This is a genomic window from Nonomuraea sp. NPDC003709 (assembly GCF_040610775.1).
Taxonomy (GTDB): Bacteria; Actinomycetota; Actinomycetes; order Streptosporangiales; family Streptosporangiaceae; genus Nonomuraea; species Nonomuraea angiospora_A.
The window spans coordinates 779,574-793,011 of record NZ_JBEXMW010000003.1 but is presented as its reverse complement, the minus strand read 5'-3'; the positions used below and the strand labels follow the sequence as shown (position 1 = coordinate 793,011).

General features: G+C 70.9%; 15 protein-coding genes. 9 read left to right on the top strand and 6 right to left on the bottom strand.

The features are described from left to right. Positions 1-18 precede the first annotated feature (18 nt). The 3 genes from egtC to egtA are packed head-to-tail and all read right to left on the bottom strand — an operon-like array spanning position 19 to position 3,290. Positions 19-738: an ergothioneine biosynthesis protein EgtC gene (gene egtC, locus ABZX61_RS12380; RefSeq protein WP_350723379.1), complete on the bottom strand. Its 720-nt coding sequence runs from the start codon at positions 736-738 to the stop codon at positions 19-21. Further along, positions 739-2,031 carry an ergothioneine biosynthesis protein EgtB gene (gene egtB / locus ABZX61_RS12375; protein ID WP_355193919.1) on the bottom strand — a complete coding sequence of 431 codons (1,293 nt, stop codon included), beginning with the start codon at positions 2,029-2,031 and terminating at the stop codon, positions 739-741. Further along, a complete protein-coding gene (gene egtA / locus ABZX61_RS12370) occupies positions 2,028-3,290 on the bottom strand; it encodes an ergothioneine biosynthesis glutamate--cysteine ligase EgtA (RefSeq protein WP_355193917.1) in 1,263 nt (420 codons plus the stop codon). Before egtA ends, egtB begins: the two co-directional genes overlap by 4 nt. 105 nt (positions 3,291-3,395) lie before the next feature. On the opposite strand from egtA, the gene ABZX61_RS12365 reads away from it, so the two are divergent. After that, positions 3,396-3,647, top strand: coding sequence for a zf-HC2 domain-containing protein (locus ABZX61_RS12365; protein ID WP_355193915.1), 252 nt, complete (start codon positions 3,396-3,398; stop codon positions 3,645-3,647). Here the strand turns inward: ABZX61_RS12365 and ABZX61_RS12360 are convergent. Continuing rightward, the gene (locus ABZX61_RS12360) at positions 3,642-3,881 is read right to left on the bottom strand and encodes a zf-HC2 domain-containing protein (protein ID WP_350723386.1); all 240 of its coding nucleotides are present in this window, start codon (positions 3,879-3,881) and stop codon (positions 3,642-3,644) included. The genes ABZX61_RS12365 and ABZX61_RS12360 overlap by 6 nt on opposite strands. A 79-nt stretch (positions 3,882-3,960) precedes the next feature. Further along, the gene (locus ABZX61_RS12355) at positions 3,961-4,599 is read right to left on the bottom strand and encodes a sigma-70 family RNA polymerase sigma factor (protein WP_350723388.1); all 639 of its coding nucleotides are present in this window, start codon (positions 4,597-4,599) and stop codon (positions 3,961-3,963) included. Between the two features lie 556 nt (positions 4,600-5,155). Between ABZX61_RS12355 and ABZX61_RS12350 the strand changes: the two genes are divergently transcribed. From ABZX61_RS12350 to ABZX61_RS12320, 7 genes are all read left to right on the top strand, one after another. Then, complete coding sequence (locus ABZX61_RS12350; RefSeq protein ID WP_350723390.1) at positions 5,156-5,545, top strand: hypothetical protein; 390 nt, start codon at positions 5,156-5,158, stop codon at positions 5,543-5,545. 21 nt (positions 5,546-5,566) lie between these two features. After that, positions 5,567-5,953, top strand: a complete 387-nt coding sequence (locus ABZX61_RS12345; protein WP_350723391.1) for a hypothetical protein — start codon at positions 5,567-5,569, stop codon at positions 5,951-5,953. A gap of 211 nt (positions 5,954-6,164) precedes the next feature. Beyond that, positions 6,165-7,298, top strand: coding sequence for a hypothetical protein (locus tag ABZX61_RS12340; protein WP_355193912.1), 1,134 nt, complete (start codon positions 6,165-6,167; stop codon positions 7,296-7,298). A gap of 94 nt (positions 7,299-7,392) precedes the next feature. Beyond that, positions 7,393-8,163, top strand: a complete 771-nt coding sequence (locus ABZX61_RS12335) for a hypothetical protein (RefSeq protein WP_355193911.1) — start codon at positions 7,393-7,395, stop codon at positions 8,161-8,163. A gap of 347 nt (positions 8,164-8,510) precedes the next feature. Then, positions 8,511-9,584 carry a peptidase gene (locus ABZX61_RS12330; RefSeq protein ID WP_350723397.1) on the top strand — a complete coding sequence of 358 codons (1,074 nt, stop codon included), beginning with the start codon at positions 8,511-8,513 and terminating at the stop codon, positions 9,582-9,584. An 88-nt stretch (positions 9,585-9,672) separates the two neighbouring features. Then, the gene (locus ABZX61_RS12325; protein ID WP_355193909.1) at positions 9,673-10,896 is read left to right on the top strand and encodes a cytochrome P450; all 1,224 of its coding nucleotides are present in this window, start codon (positions 9,673-9,675) and stop codon (positions 10,894-10,896) included. Between the two features lie 116 nt (positions 10,897-11,012). Further along, a complete protein-coding gene (locus tag ABZX61_RS12320; RefSeq protein WP_355193907.1) occupies positions 11,013-11,702 on the top strand; it encodes a helix-turn-helix domain-containing protein in 690 nt (229 codons plus the stop codon). A gap of 7 nt (positions 11,703-11,709) precedes the next feature. Here ABZX61_RS12320 and ABZX61_RS12315 read toward each other — a convergent pair whose 3' ends face one another. Beyond that, positions 11,710-12,501 (bottom strand): lytic polysaccharide monooxygenase, encoded by a 792-nt coding sequence (locus ABZX61_RS12315; RefSeq protein WP_355193905.1) that lies wholly within the window; start codon positions 12,499-12,501, stop codon positions 11,710-11,712. A 117-nt stretch (positions 12,502-12,618) separates the two neighbouring features. On the opposite strand from ABZX61_RS12315, the gene ABZX61_RS12310 reads away from it, so the two are divergent. Continuing rightward, positions 12,619-13,437, top strand: a complete 819-nt coding sequence (locus tag ABZX61_RS12310; protein WP_355193903.1) for an SAM-dependent methyltransferase — start codon at positions 12,619-12,621, stop codon at positions 13,435-13,437. Position 13,438 lies beyond the last annotated feature (1 nt).

Below are 13,438 nucleotides of genomic sequence, written 5' to 3'. Positions count from 1 at the left end.
AGGCCTCCTATGGTGAGATCACAACGGCTGCACGGCAACGCGGTCGGGGGTGACGGTCAGCAGGCTGCGCTCGGGAACGGGCTGCCAGCCCGGCAGGTCGTCGAGCGGCTCGCTGGCCACGCGCACGCCGTCGTGGCTTCGATGGTGGAAGAGCGTGTCGCCCCAGGCGGTCGCGGCGATCGAGGCGCCGTCGCAGGCGAGCAGGTTGAGGCGGGCGCCGGGGTCCTTCTTCCCGGCGTGGACGACGACTTCGGCCAGCGCCTCGCCCAGCCCCAGCCCGGCGCGTCCGCGCAGGAACACGGCGGTCGCCACCCAGGCGGCGTCGCACGCGCTCTCCGCGCGACCGGCCAGGTCGTCGGCGAGGTCGCGCAGCGCGTCCTTGCTGACGCGCCCGTTGTGGCTGAGCAGCCACCCCTTGTCGGTGAACGGCGCGGTGGCGCTCTCCTCGATCGGCATGCCCGCGGTGGCCGAGCGCACGGCCGCGAGCAGGCAGGTGGAGCGGGCGATCTGGGCGAGCGCGGGCAGGTTGGCGTCGGACCAGATGGGCACGGTACGGCGGTAGCGCACGGGCTCGGGGCGCGTGGAGTCGTACCAGCCCATGCCGTAACCGTCGGCGTTGATCATGCCATTGCGCTGGTGCCGGGGCGCGTACGACTGCTCGAACAGGCCGTGCTCGGGTTCGTGGATGAGCCAGGTGAGCGGGCGGGGCTCGCCCAGCCAGGCCGCGTGCCTGCACACCTAGACCAGCTCCGAACGCGCGCAGCGGAACCCGGTGAAGATCTGCCGCCGGATCGGGTAGTCCCAGTTCCTGAACGTGGTGCGGACCGCCGCCGGGTCGGCCGCCCAGGAGCCGCCGCGCAGCACCCGGTATTCCTGTCCGAAGAACACCTCGCTGTACTCCTTGTAGGGAAACGCGCGGAAGCCCGGGTAGGGCTGGAACCAGGAGCCGGTCCACTCCCACACGTCTCCGACCATCTGCTCGACCCCGTACGCGCTGGCCCCGGCCGGGTAGGCGCCCAGCGGCGCGGGGTGGGCGGCGCGGTGGCCGAGGTTCGCCCTGGCCGGGTCGGGGGCCTCCTCGCCCCACGGGTAGCGGCGGGCGCGGCGGGCCTCCGGGTCCCAGCCGCAGGCCTTCTCCCACTCGGCCTCGGTGGGCAGCCGCTTGCCGGCCCAGCGGGCGTAGGCGTCGGCTTCGTACCAGCTCACGTGCTGGACGGGCTCGTCCATCGGGATCGGCTCGGTGCGGCCGAAGCGCCTGCGCCACCAGGCGTCGCCTTCCTTGACCCAGAACAGGGGGGCGACCACCCCGCTGCGCTGCCGCCACTGCCAGCCCTCGGCGGACCACCAGCGCGGCTCGTCGTAGCCGCCCTCCTCGATGAACGCCGCGTACGCGCGGTTGCCGACGGGGAGCCGGTCGATCCAGTACGCGGGCAGGTCCACCTGGTGGGCGGGACGTTCGTTGTCGTAGGCCCAGGGGAGGGTGGCGGTGCCCATCATGAAGGAGCCCGCGGGCACGTACACCTCCTCGGGGCCGCCGCTCCGGCCCTGCGGCAGGTCGCCCTCGCGTACCAGGCCGGGCTGCCCGGACAGCTGCAGGGTGGCGAGCATGGTCTCGTCGTGCTGGTGCTCGTGCTGGATCACCAGGCCGAACACGAAGCCGTCGCGGTGCAGCGGGTCGGCGCCCTCCAGGTCGACCGCGTCGAGGACGTCGAGCACGCGCCCGCGTACGCCCTCGATGTAGCGGCGGGCCTCGGCCGGGCCCAGGAGGGGCAGGGTGGGACGGTCCTTGCGCGGATGTTTGAACGCGTCGTAGATGTCGTCGATCTCGGGGCGGATCGGCTCGATGCCGCCGGCCGCGCGCAGCACCCACAGCTCCTCGTAGTTGCCGACGTGCGCGAGGTCCCACACCAGCGGCGACATCAGCGGGGAGTGCTGACGCACCAGCAGGTCGTCGTCCGCCTCGGTGTAGGCGAGCGACCGGTCGCGCACGGCGAGGAGTTCGGCCGCGATGCGTTCCTTGGAGTCGGTCATTGCCGTCCTTCCCCGTTCAGCCAGGCCGGGACGCGCCGTCCCGGCACCGGATCCATCAGGTCGGCCGCCGGTGAGCGGCCCGTTGTCACGTGCCGGTCGGCGAACGCGGCCACCTCGCCGACCAGGCCGGGGTCCGCGCCGAGGCGGGGCAGCGCCTCCAGCGCGGCGCGGAAGCACGCCTCGGCGGCCCGGCTCAGGCGCGGCTCGGTCAGCCCGCACCGTGCCGCGTCCCGCCACAACTCCCGGCTCGGCACCCGGCCGGGCCCCAGGTACGGCTCCACGGCGGCCAGCGCGGCGTCGGCGGCCCGGTCGTCGGCGACGAGGGCGTGGGTCACGGCCACGCACACCGGCCAGGCCGCCGGGTGCTGGGCGTCGAGGTAACGGATCTCCAGCCAGCCCCTGGGCCGTACCGGGGGGAAGACCGTCGTGGCGTGATAGGCCAGGTCGTCGGCGGTGGGGCGGCGCTCGCCGGCGCCGTTCAGCCAGTCGCGGAACGTCGAGCCGTCGCGGACCGGGCGACATCGCTCCCCGTCCTCGCGCACCAGCATGAGCCGGGCGTCCAGCAGGTAGCCGGCCCAATCGGCGGCGGGGTCGCCCGAGGCGGGCACGGGCGCGGTCCGGGTGCGGTCGAGGCGGTCCCAGACGGCCTGGCGGCCCGACATCCAGCCGCACGGCCGGCCGCCGCTGAGCGGCGAGTTGGCGAAGGCCGCCATCAGCACGGGGCCGAGCGCGTGCGCCCGCTCCCACCGGGCCTGCGGCCGCTCCCCGAGGTCCAGGTTGACCTGGACGGAGGCGGTCGAGCACATCATCAGGGCCCCGTACGGCTCGCCGAGGAACTCGGCCATGGCGTCGTACCTGGGCAGGCGGAGCTGGCGGCGGGCCGGGCGCACCGGGTCGAGGCCCACCCCGGCCAGCACCAGCCCCGCCGGGCGCAGGGCGGCGCGCACGGCGGAGACGTCGGCGGCCAGGCCGTCGAGCGCGTCCTGCAGCGGGGCCGCGGGACCGGACAGCTCGAGCTGCCCGCCCGGCTCGAACGTCACCCGGCTGCCGCCCGGCAACGCCGGGACGGCCCGCTCGACCTCGGCCATCGGGACCTGCGCGGCCGCCGCCGCACGGTCGAAGACCAGGAACTCCAGCTCGACGCCCACCCGCTCCTCGGCGTCCGGATCCTGCGTGGCCGGCTGGAAGCAACGGCGCGCGAAATCCGCCACCTCGGAGGCGTCCCGCAGCGGCGTGCTCTCGGACGTCAGCCCGATCATCGTCGTCCCCTTCGCGTGGCGCACAGGTCTACAGACCCGCGAGGCGCGCGAACGTTACAGGCGAATTTTCGTGTAACGGATGGGACGTGACCGGGACTAGGTCACATGGAGCGGGCAGCGGACGACCTCGGATGCGACGACGTGCTGGAGCTGCTCACGGACTATCTGGAGGCGGCGCTCCCGGCGGGGCGACGGCGGCGGGTCGCGGACCATCTGGACGCCTGCCCGGCGTGTTCGGAGTGGCGGGCGCAGATCCTGGCGACGATCGCGGCGCTCGGCTGCCTGCGTGACGACGTCATGCCGGCGCCGGTGCTCGCCGCGCTGCGGGCGAGCTTCCGTATAAGCCCCGGCTCATAACCGGCGTCGCTCGCGGAAGGCGGACATGAGCCGGTCGCGCATGTCGGCGGGCAGCTTCTCCGGATGCGGGTCGCCGAGGGCGTCGATGGTCGCCCGGAACTGCTCGACGTAGCGCTCGCACCCCTCGCAGCAGGCCAGATGCTCCCGCACGCCGTCGCGGGCGGGCCGGTCGAGGGCGTCCTCAAGGTAGGCGGTGATGAGTCCCGCCAGCTCGTCGCAGGTGAACCGCTTCACGACGTCGACCGCCCTTGCCTCTGGATATGAACCGTTTCACTTATTGTCGCCGCTTCGCCGCCCAGGAGAAGCCCACCGGCTACTCCGGCTGCTTCACGGACTCGAAATAGTCCGCGAGCCAGCCGCGCACGGCCGTGCGGGCGCGATGCAGCAGCACCCGCTGGTTGGCCTCGGAGATCTCCAGGATCTCGCACACCTCCTCGGACGTGCACCCTTCCACGTCCCGCAAGGTGATCACGATCCGCTGCCGGGGAGGCAGCCTCGCCAGCCCTTCGGCGATCAGCCCGCGCACCTCAGAGGCGAGCGCCTCGCTCTCCGGCGTCGGCCAGGTCGCGGGGAGCTCCTTCCAGCCGCCCGGCAGCACCGCGTCGAAGCCCTGGTCCGCCACCGAGACGCCGTCGTGCTCGAAGGAGCTCCACGGCAGCGTGCGGCTCTCGCGGGCGCCGCGCTTCTTCGCGGTGTTGATCAGGATGCGGTAGACCCACGTCTTGACCGACGAGCGGCTCTCGAACGCGTCGATCCCGCCGATCACCGCCAGCCACGTGTCCTGGACGACCTCCTCCGCGGAGTGGTCGGTGGACACGTAGGACCTGGCCACCCGCAACATGCCCCCGGACCAGGTGTCGAGCAGCGCCGCGAACATCGCCTCGTCCCCGGCGCGCAGGGCCGTGACGACGACGTCATCCGGGGGCAGCTCACCGCCCGCGAGAGACCCCACGATCGCTTCCCTCCGCTCGAACGCTGAGACATCCATGGCATCGGGACCGATCGCCGGCCCTCGCCCGGGACATACCGCCCCACGCTAATCCTTCCCACTGACGTTCTTCCGTCTCGGCGAAAGGCCACAAGATGTGTATTTTTCGGATAAACAGGTCAGAACCTTCCCAAAGGCGCAGTTCACGACGTTACGGGCCCGTGATCCCGCTCCCTTAGGACCAGACTCCCAAAGTTCCGGACATCCCCGGCGCCACATCCTGGTGGAGATCCATCCTCGGGGCGATAGTCGGCATCATGTTCGATATCTCCCTCGACCCCAGTGTCCGCTTCGCCGTCCAAGGGGCCTGGGCACCCTGATGCCGGCCTGAACCGCACTCCTCCGGCGGCCGCGAACACGGCCGCCGGAGGAGGCATGACGCCTGCGATGGGCCACGGGTTCGCTTGCGGTTGATCAAAAAAGCTTGAGCGTCGCCTTCCGGGGTGGCTCGCGTCGCAATCCCCCTCCCGTAATTACTTTCTGTCGTGGCACACATCTGTCTGTAACCGAGGGGGACTTCATGCTCCGTCGTATCCTGGCGGGCGGGCTCGCTCTGACCGCCACCGGTCTCGTCCTGGCAACCGGCCCTGCCGTGTACGCCGACGAACTCAAGGCCCCGTACGCGCGGGCCGGGGCGGTCGTCGACGCGGACGGCAGGCTCAACCTGGGCAAGAACATCGTCGCGACCTGGCGGGCGGCCACCGGCAAGTACTGCGTGCAGGTCGCCCAAGACGTCGACGTGACCGAGGCAGTCATCCAGATCACCGCGCGCCACGCGCTGCGACTGCCGCACATCGCCTTCAGGAACCCCTCGGCGACCTGCCACCGGACCAACACCGTCACGGTCAACGTCTTCAACCCCCACACGGCGCGGCTCGCCGACTCCGGTTTCGACCTCTCCATCTCCTGATCTGGACCGAAGGGACAACCAATGAAGAACATCAGGCGCATTGCCGCAGGAGTGCTCGCCGCAGCCGCCGTCCTGACGCCGGTCGCCGCCCACGCGGACACGCCGTACGCCCAGGCGTCGGCCGAGGTGGACATGGACGGTTCCCTGATCGAGGGCAGCCACGTCAACGACGTCTGGCACCCGTACAGGGGCGTCTACTGCGTGTCCGTCGACGAGAGCGTGGACTTCACCGGCGCGACGGCGATCCACGTCACGCCCATCGGCGAGTACTCCGCTCCGCGCTCGCTGTCCGTCGAGCTCAATCCGTCGTCGGCGTGCGGCGAGACCCGCCTGGACACCATCGCCGTCTACAGCCAGGTCGGCTTCAGGGTGCGGGGCGACTCGGCGTTCTACCTGTCCGTCTCCTGACGCCGCCAGGGCCGCGCGCGACGAACGCGATGCGCGCGGCCCTGCCGCCTGGCGGCCTTCGGCTTCTGCCAGAGGAGTTACGCCGCATTTCCCGGCAAAAGCGCAGATCAGCGACCTGCAGTCGGAGCGAATCCCCTCCGGGGCACCGGTGAATACAGCATCCTGGGCATGCCATCACGCTCACCCCGCCCCCTTCAGCCGAGGAGGTCGCGTGACCCGGTACGCCATAGATCACAGCCGCAACATGCTCATCGCCCAATGGAGCACCGGCATCGGCGACAGCGCCACCACCGTCGCCGAACTGCCCCGGGCCCGTTCCCCCTGGGACGCCCTGCGGCTGGCCACGTCCCTGACCGACCTGTCACAGGCCTGCTGGCGCTGCTACACCCATCCGGCCAGCACCGCGGAGCGGCACGGGCCCAACAGCCTGGGCTGGTACCGGCAGTGCGAACGCGACGCCTTCGCCGCCATCGTCCCCGCGCTGACCAGCCCGGGCCCCTCCATCGGCAGCCCGTTCCCCACGGCGACCACCAGGGTCGAGGACAGCGCCCATCGCGTCGGCCGTTCCCTGCGCGCCTTCGACATCTCGCAGCTCACGGTCCGCATCATCACCGAGGTCACCGACGAGCTGGCCGCAATCGAGCAGGCCGAGCTCGGCGACCTGTCCGACCGGGCCCAGCAGGCCGTCGTCCTCAGCCGCGAGGACGCCTCCCCTCTCCAGGTCGCCCAGGCCGACGGCCTGCTGCACCGGCACCCCTTCGGCCCCGAGGAGCTGTTCACCCACGTGGATCCGGCCGCGGCCGCCATCGCCGCCGCGCACTGGCTCTACGCGGCGGCCTCCACCACCGCCCGCCGCGCCCGCCTGCACCCGGCGCAGGTCGTGGCCCGGGTCGACGGCATCAGGCCGCTCGTCCAGGAGAGCCTCACCGAGATCGTGACCTCGATAGGCGCGGGCATGTCCCCCCGGCAGGCCGTCATGCCGATGATCCGCCACGCGCTGCACATCGCCGAGGGCCACCTCAGCGGCGTCACGGAGGCCAGATACCGCATCACCGCGGCCGAGGAGCTCGCCGAGCGGGCCCACGCCGACCACCCCGAGCTCGGGCTCGACTTCGACGCCGTCTACCTGCCGATCACCCCGCTCGACCCGGCCCGCCCGGCCCTCGACCTGCTGGAGAACCTGCTGGAGGCCATCCACGGCTGCTGGCTGCTGGACGTGCACCGCGTGCACCCGCTGGGCACCCTCGTCGACGAGAGCACCGACCCGCTGCGGCGGGGCCCGGTCGAGGCGTTCCTGGCGGAGGTCAGGCAGGAGGCGGCCGTCCGCCACGAGGATCTGCTGTAGCGAGCCGACAGTTTCAGGCCTTTCGAAATGAGTCGGCCCCATGGCGGCCGTTGATTAGTGTCGCTCTCCTTGATCACCTCACTGGGGGAGCAGCATGCGAAAGATATCGGCATACGTCGGGGCCCTGGCGCTGGCGAGCGTGGTGGTCGTGGGCTCGGTCGCGCCCTCCGCGTCGGCGGCCACGGCCCACAGCGTCACGGCGGGCGTCGAGCGTACGACGTGGTTGAACCCGGGTCAGCTGCTCAAGGCGGGTGACTCCGTACGGTCGTCCGGCGGCGACTACGTCCTGCAGCAGCAGACCGACGGCAACCTGGTCCTGTACCGGGGCAGCACGGCGCTGTGGAGCAGCCAGACCGGCGACAGCCCGGGCGCGTTCGCCGCCATGCAGGAGGACGGGAACCTGGTCGTCTACCGCGGCAAGACCCCGCTGTGGGCCTCGAACACCGACACCCCCGGCGCCCGCCTGGCCGTCCAGGACGACGGGAACCTGGTCATCTACGCCGGCAAGACCCCGCTGTGGACCCGCCACGCCACGATCAGCGTGCTCAAGCCCGGCTACGGTCTCAAGCCCAACCAGTACGTACGCTCCCGCAACGGCGACTACCAGCTCGCCATGCAGGAGGACGGCAACCTCGTGCTCTACAAGGCCGGCAAGGCCCTGTGGGACTCGAAGACGGGCGGGAACCCGGGCGCGCGGCTGGAGATGCAGAAGGACGGCAACCTGGTCGTCTACAAGGGCACGACGCCGCTGTGGGACTCCGAGACCGGCAAGAACCCCGGCGCGCGGCTGGAGATGCAGGACGACGGCAACGTCGTCATCTACGACGGCAAGCGCCCGCTCTGGTCCACCGAGACGGGCCGCTAGTTCGGGGTGAACCTCCTCGACGACGACGGCCAGGTCGTCGAGGAGGCAGTCAACCACAGTGCGCTCGCGCCGTCGCGACGGCGCGAGACCCGGGTGCGGCCATCGCTTGGTCCTCCCGGCGTCTATGACCTGGACCGCCGAAGGGCGATGGCCGCGGGTAACAGTCTGACGCCTCTGCGTGAACAGCGCAGCTCATCACCGCAAATGGCGGCGGCGGTGGCGGTTACTCCCGGTATCGGCAGCAGTTCGTCCGGTAATGGCGCTATATCAATATGTGCATGCCTTGAGGAAGATACTTAGCGCTGTACGTACCTCCATGCGGCAGATTCCGGTTTCGGGAGGTACGAATGCATCGCAGAGTCGTCCTGCTCTCCGCCGTCGCGCTCGCTCTGGCGGGCGCTCTGGTCCCGGCGGGCGCCGCCCAGGCGAGCGCACCGAGCGGCCTCGGTCCCAGGCCCGTCGGCTGGTCCGGCGCGGACTCCTGGTCGGAACGCAGGAGCGTCCTGCAGTACTGGACACCACAGCGCATGCTGGCGGCGCAGCCGCTGGGGGACCCGCCGCCGCGCCGCAGCCAGTCGAGCGGGCCGACCGAGGGCTCCCCGTGGGCCAGCCGGAACGGCTCGGTCCAGCGCTCTTCCTGGTCGACCGGCAGCGGCGCCGCCACCCGGGGCGCGGCCTGGTCGGTCGCCGGCACCCAGGCCGTCAACCAGCGACTGCAGGCCGTGGTGCCCAACAGCCCCGGCCTGCGGTGGACCGACGGCGGCGCCATCGTCCGCACCACCGGGCGCGTCTTCTTCACCACCGCGGAGGGCGGCAACGCCTCCTGTTCGGGCTCGGCAGTGACCAGCGCCAATGAGAGCGTCGTGATGACCGCCGGGCACTGCGTGAAGATGAACGGGGCCGCGCACCGCAACTGGGTGTTCGTGCCCGGGTTCGACAACGGGCGGCGCCCGTTCGGCACCTGGGTCGCCACCAGCTTGCTCACCACGCAGCAGTGGAACGCCAACGAGGACATCAACTTCGACGTCGCCGCCGCCGTGGTCGCGCCGCTGCAGGGGCAGACGCTGACCGACGTGGTCGGCGGGCAGGGGATTGCGTTCAACCAGCCCAGGGGACGGCAGATGTTCTCCTTCGGCTACCCGGCGGCCGCGCCCTTCGACGGCTCCCGGCTGATCTACTGCAGCGGGCGCACGTTCAACGACACCGTCCAGACCAGGGACCAGGGCCTGCGCTGCAACATGACCGGCGGGTCGAGCGGCGGGCCGTGGTTCCAGGGGTTCAACGAGTCCACCGGGCTGGGCTGGCTGAACTCGGTCAACAGCTTCAAGTACGACTTCGCCCCCCAGTTCATGTTCGGGCCCTTCTTCGGGAACGAGGCAATGGCCGTCTACCAGTCCGCCCAGCGCGCCAACGCGGCCTGAGCCCGCTCGGTGCGGGTTTCAAGGCGATTGCCTTAATAAGGCGGCCGACTTATATTCGGAAGGGTCAGGCTTCCGAGCTGGAGGACACATGACCGCTGACGCGATCCCCGATTTCCCGTTCGACCGCCCCACCGCCCTGGAGCCGCCGCCACAGCTGGCGGAGCTGCGGGACAAGTGCCCGGTGTCGCACGTACGGCTGCCGAGCGGGGACGTGGCCACCCTGGTGACCAGGTACGACGATGCCCGCGCCGTCATGGCGGACCCGCGCTTCAGCCGCAACCTCGCCAGGGAGGGCGCCGCCCGGCTGTCCACGACCAAAGACGGCGGGCTGTTCAACCGGCGCAACGAAGGCACCATGGACATCAGGGAAGGGCAGGGCCACATGCGGTGGCGACGCCTGCTCAGCCGCTGGTTCACGGCGCGGAAGATGGAGGTGTGGCGGCTCAAGGTCCAGGCGATGACCGACGACCTGCTGGACGCGATGCTGGCCAAGGGCTCCCCCGGCAACCTGTCGGCCGGGCTGGGCCTGCCGCTCCCGGTGCGGGTCATCTGCGCGCTGGTCGGCGCGCCGAGCGAGGACCAGGACAAGTTCGCGCACTGGTCCAGGACCATGCTCACGCTGACGCGCAACACCCAGGAGGAGGTCGACCAGGCGTACCAGGAATTCACCTCGTACGTGTCCGACCTGGTCGACCACAACCGGGAGAACCCGGGCGACGACCTGCTCAGCGAGCTGACCCAGATCACCGACGCCGAGGACGGCCGGCTCAGCCAGGACGAGCTCATCTCCACCGTGCGCGGCCTGCTCCTGGCCGGCCACGAGACGACCTCGAACATGATCGCGATCATGGTGGCGATGCTGCTCGCCGACCGGGATCGCTACGAGGCCGTGATCGACGACCCCGACCTGATCCCGGGCACCGTCGAGGAGGTGCTGCGCCTGGACAGCACGCTGTCGGTCATCGGCGGGGTGCCCCGGTTCATCACCGAGGACGTCGAGCTCAGCGAGGTCACGGTGCCCGCGGGCAGCACGCTGATCCCCAACATCCCCGCCGCCAACCGCGACCCGGCCAAGTTCACGGACCCCGAGCGGTTCGACGCGCGGCGGCAGAACAGCAACCAGCACCTCACCTTCGGCGCCGGACCGCACTACTGCCTCGGCCAGCCGCTGGCCAGGCTAGAGCTCCAGGTCGTGCTGGGCACCCTGACGCGCAGGCTGCCCGGCCTGCGGTTGCGGGACGCCCCGGACGACCTGCGCCTTCGCACCGGAGGGCTGTCGGGAGGGCTCCAGGACGTATGGGTCACCTGGTGACCTCCTGAGCACGGCGCCGGTGGACCGCTCGGCGGGCCGCCGGCGTCATCCGTGCTCGTGGCGAGGGCGATAATCGATCGGGGGACGGCACAGCAGGACGAGTTCAAGGATCGATCATGAAAGTCAGCACGGCGGTCGCCACGCCGTCACCCCGCTCGCTGCGCGCCCGCGACAAGCTCATGCACACCGCGGAGCGGCTCTACGCGGAGCACGGGTTCGCCAACGTCTCGATCAGGATGATCCGCGAGGCGGCGGGCCAGCGCAACAAGTCCGCCGTCCAATACCACTTCAGCACCCGCGACGAGCTGATCCAGGCGATCCTCGCCCGCCACGCGGCCGAGATCGACCGGCTCCGGGCCCCGATGGTGGCCGAGCTGGAGTCCTCGGGCGAGGTGTCGCGCCGCGATTGGATCACCTGCGTCATCGCCCCGAGCATCGAGCACCACATCGAGCTGGGCACCCCGTCCTGGTACGGGCGCTTCCTCGCCCAGGCCGTCGTGGAGCCGTCCCTGCGCGACCACACGACCGAGGCGAGCGTGAGCACGCCGTCGTTCCAGCGCCTGGAGCAGCTGCGACCCCCGCGCGGGCAGGAGCGCGACCCCGAGCTGATCGAGCGGTACGCGTCCATGACCCGCCTGCTCATCGTGCACATGTGCGCCGAACTCGAAGGCGACCTGGCCTCCGGACGGGTCGATCCGGCCACCGCCGAACGGTCGTGGCGCGAGCTGGGCGAAAACCTGGTCACCGCGGTCTGCGGCCTCAGCTCCGCTCTCCTCGACCAGGAGGCCGGCCCCACGCCGGGCTAGGAGGTGGTCAGCGGTGGCGGCGCGGCCGGGCCAGGAGGATGACCATCGCCCCGGCGCCGATCGCGAACAGCGCCGCGGCGGTGACCAGCCACGGCATCCCGGTGTACCCGGTGAGCCGGTACGCGGTCGCCGGCCCGGGCTGGGCCCGCGCGCCGGCGGCGGGACCAGAGGCGGTGTTGCGGAAGACGACGTCCGAGCACGAGTAATAGGTGTCCGGCGTGTCGGAGTTCTGCCAGATCGTGTAGATCAGGTGGCGACCGGTCCGGCCCGAGGGCAGGCGGCCCTTGATCGCGTACGAGCCGTCCGTCAGCTTCGGGTCGGTGACCTGGAGGAAGGGCTTGCGCTCCAGGTCGGCCCACTTCAGCGGCTTGGCCGGGTCGTAACCCTTCTTCGTGACGTACAGCCGGAACGTGCCCTGGTGCGGGATCGTGCCGCGGTAGCGGAAGGTGAAGCGCACCCCCGGCTTGAGCGTGGTCGCGGGCCAGTCGGCGCGCGCGAGGTCGAGCCCCTTGAACTCCGGGATGCCGCCGCTGCACAGCTTGCCGTCCGGGATCGTCTCACGGTCCCTGCCGGCGACGTTCGCCACCCGCAGGTTGTCCCATTCCGCGGTCGCCGTCCTCCCCCCGGCCGCCACGGCGGCGCGGCAGGCGGCCGGCCGCGTCTTCAGCGGGCTGTCGGCGCCGCAGGCCGCCGCCCGGCTGAGCGGGCTCTCCAATGCTCCGTGCGCGCCCGCGGGGGCGGTGATCAGGCCCAGCGACAGCAGCGCTCCGACGCCTACGCTCGTGATCCGGTGCCGCACGTGGCCGTCCTCCTCGCATAGTCCTGCAACGAGGTACGGCCACCCGCCCCCACAGGTTCATGCAGACCTGGTAGAAAAGGCAAAAACCGCAGATGCGACATATGAGGTGAAGCTCTCGTGACAGATCATTCACCCCTGGATCCCGCACTCCTCTCCAGGATCGACACCAGCAAGCCGCATCAGGCCAGGGTCTGGAACTTTTGGCTGGGTGGAAAGGACAACTATCCGGCCGACCGCCAACTGGCTGAGAAACTCCGGGACATCTATCCGGGCATGGAGGACATCGCCCGCCATTCCCGCGTCTTCTTGGGACGTTCCGTTCGATATCTCGCCGGAACGGTAGGAATCAGGCAGTTCTTGGACATCGGTACGGGCTTGCCGACCGTTGATCACACCCACGAGGTGGCACAACGGGTGGATCCCACCAGCCGGGTGGTGTACGTGGACAACGACCCTCTCGTCCTGGTGCACGCGCAAGCCCTGCTCACCAGCGACCCCCGCGGCGCCTGCGACTACATCGAGGCCGACGTCCGCGACCCCGGCACCATCCTGGAGTTCGCCTCCAAGACACTCGACCTGAGCCGCCCGACCGCGCTCATGCTCCTCGGCGTGATGGGCACGGTCTTCGACGACGACGAGGCGTACCGGCTGGTCGAGCACCTGCTCGGCGCGCTGCCCTCGGGCAGCTACCTGGTGTTCGAGGACGGCACGAACATCGTCAAGCCCGACGCCGCCGCGGAGGCCGAGCGGCTGCGCGACAAGGGCGAGGTCTACGAGTACCGGCTGCGGACTCCCGAGGAGATCGCGCGGTTCTTCGACGGGCTGGAGCTGGTGGAGCCGGGCATCGTGTCCGTCTCCCGCTGGCAGGTGGAGTCCGACGTGTTCGGGCTGCCGCCGGAGGTCGACGCGTTCTGCGGGGTCGCGCGCAAGCCGTGAC

Excerpts from the sequence above, each read along its gene's own strand:
- egtB (WP_355193919.1), bottom strand. The coding sequence starts at position 2,031 with ATGACCGACTCCAAGGAACGCATCGCGGCCGAACTCCTCGCCGTGCGC.
- egtA (WP_355193917.1), bottom strand. The coding sequence starts at position 3,290 with ATGATCGGGCTGACGTCCGAGAGCACGCCGCTGCGGGACGCCTCCGAG.
- ABZX61_RS12365 (WP_355193915.1), top strand. The coding sequence starts at position 3,396 with ATGGAGCGGGCAGCGGACGACCTCGGATGCGACGACGTGCTGGAGCTG.
- ABZX61_RS12350 (WP_350723390.1), top strand. The coding sequence starts at position 5,156 with ATGCTCCGTCGTATCCTGGCGGGCGGGCTCGCTCTGACCGCCACCGGT.
- ABZX61_RS12345 (WP_350723391.1), top strand. The coding sequence starts at position 5,567 with ATGAAGAACATCAGGCGCATTGCCGCAGGAGTGCTCGCCGCAGCCGCC.
- ABZX61_RS12335 (WP_355193911.1), top strand. The coding sequence starts at position 7,393 with ATGCGAAAGATATCGGCATACGTCGGGGCCCTGGCGCTGGCGAGCGTG.
- ABZX61_RS12330 (WP_350723397.1), top strand. The coding sequence starts at position 8,511 with ATGCATCGCAGAGTCGTCCTGCTCTCCGCCGTCGCGCTCGCTCTGGCG.
- ABZX61_RS12325 (WP_355193909.1), top strand. The coding sequence starts at position 9,673 with ATGACCGCTGACGCGATCCCCGATTTCCCGTTCGACCGCCCCACCGCC.
- ABZX61_RS12320 (WP_355193907.1), top strand. The coding sequence starts at position 11,013 with ATGAAAGTCAGCACGGCGGTCGCCACGCCGTCACCCCGCTCGCTGCGC.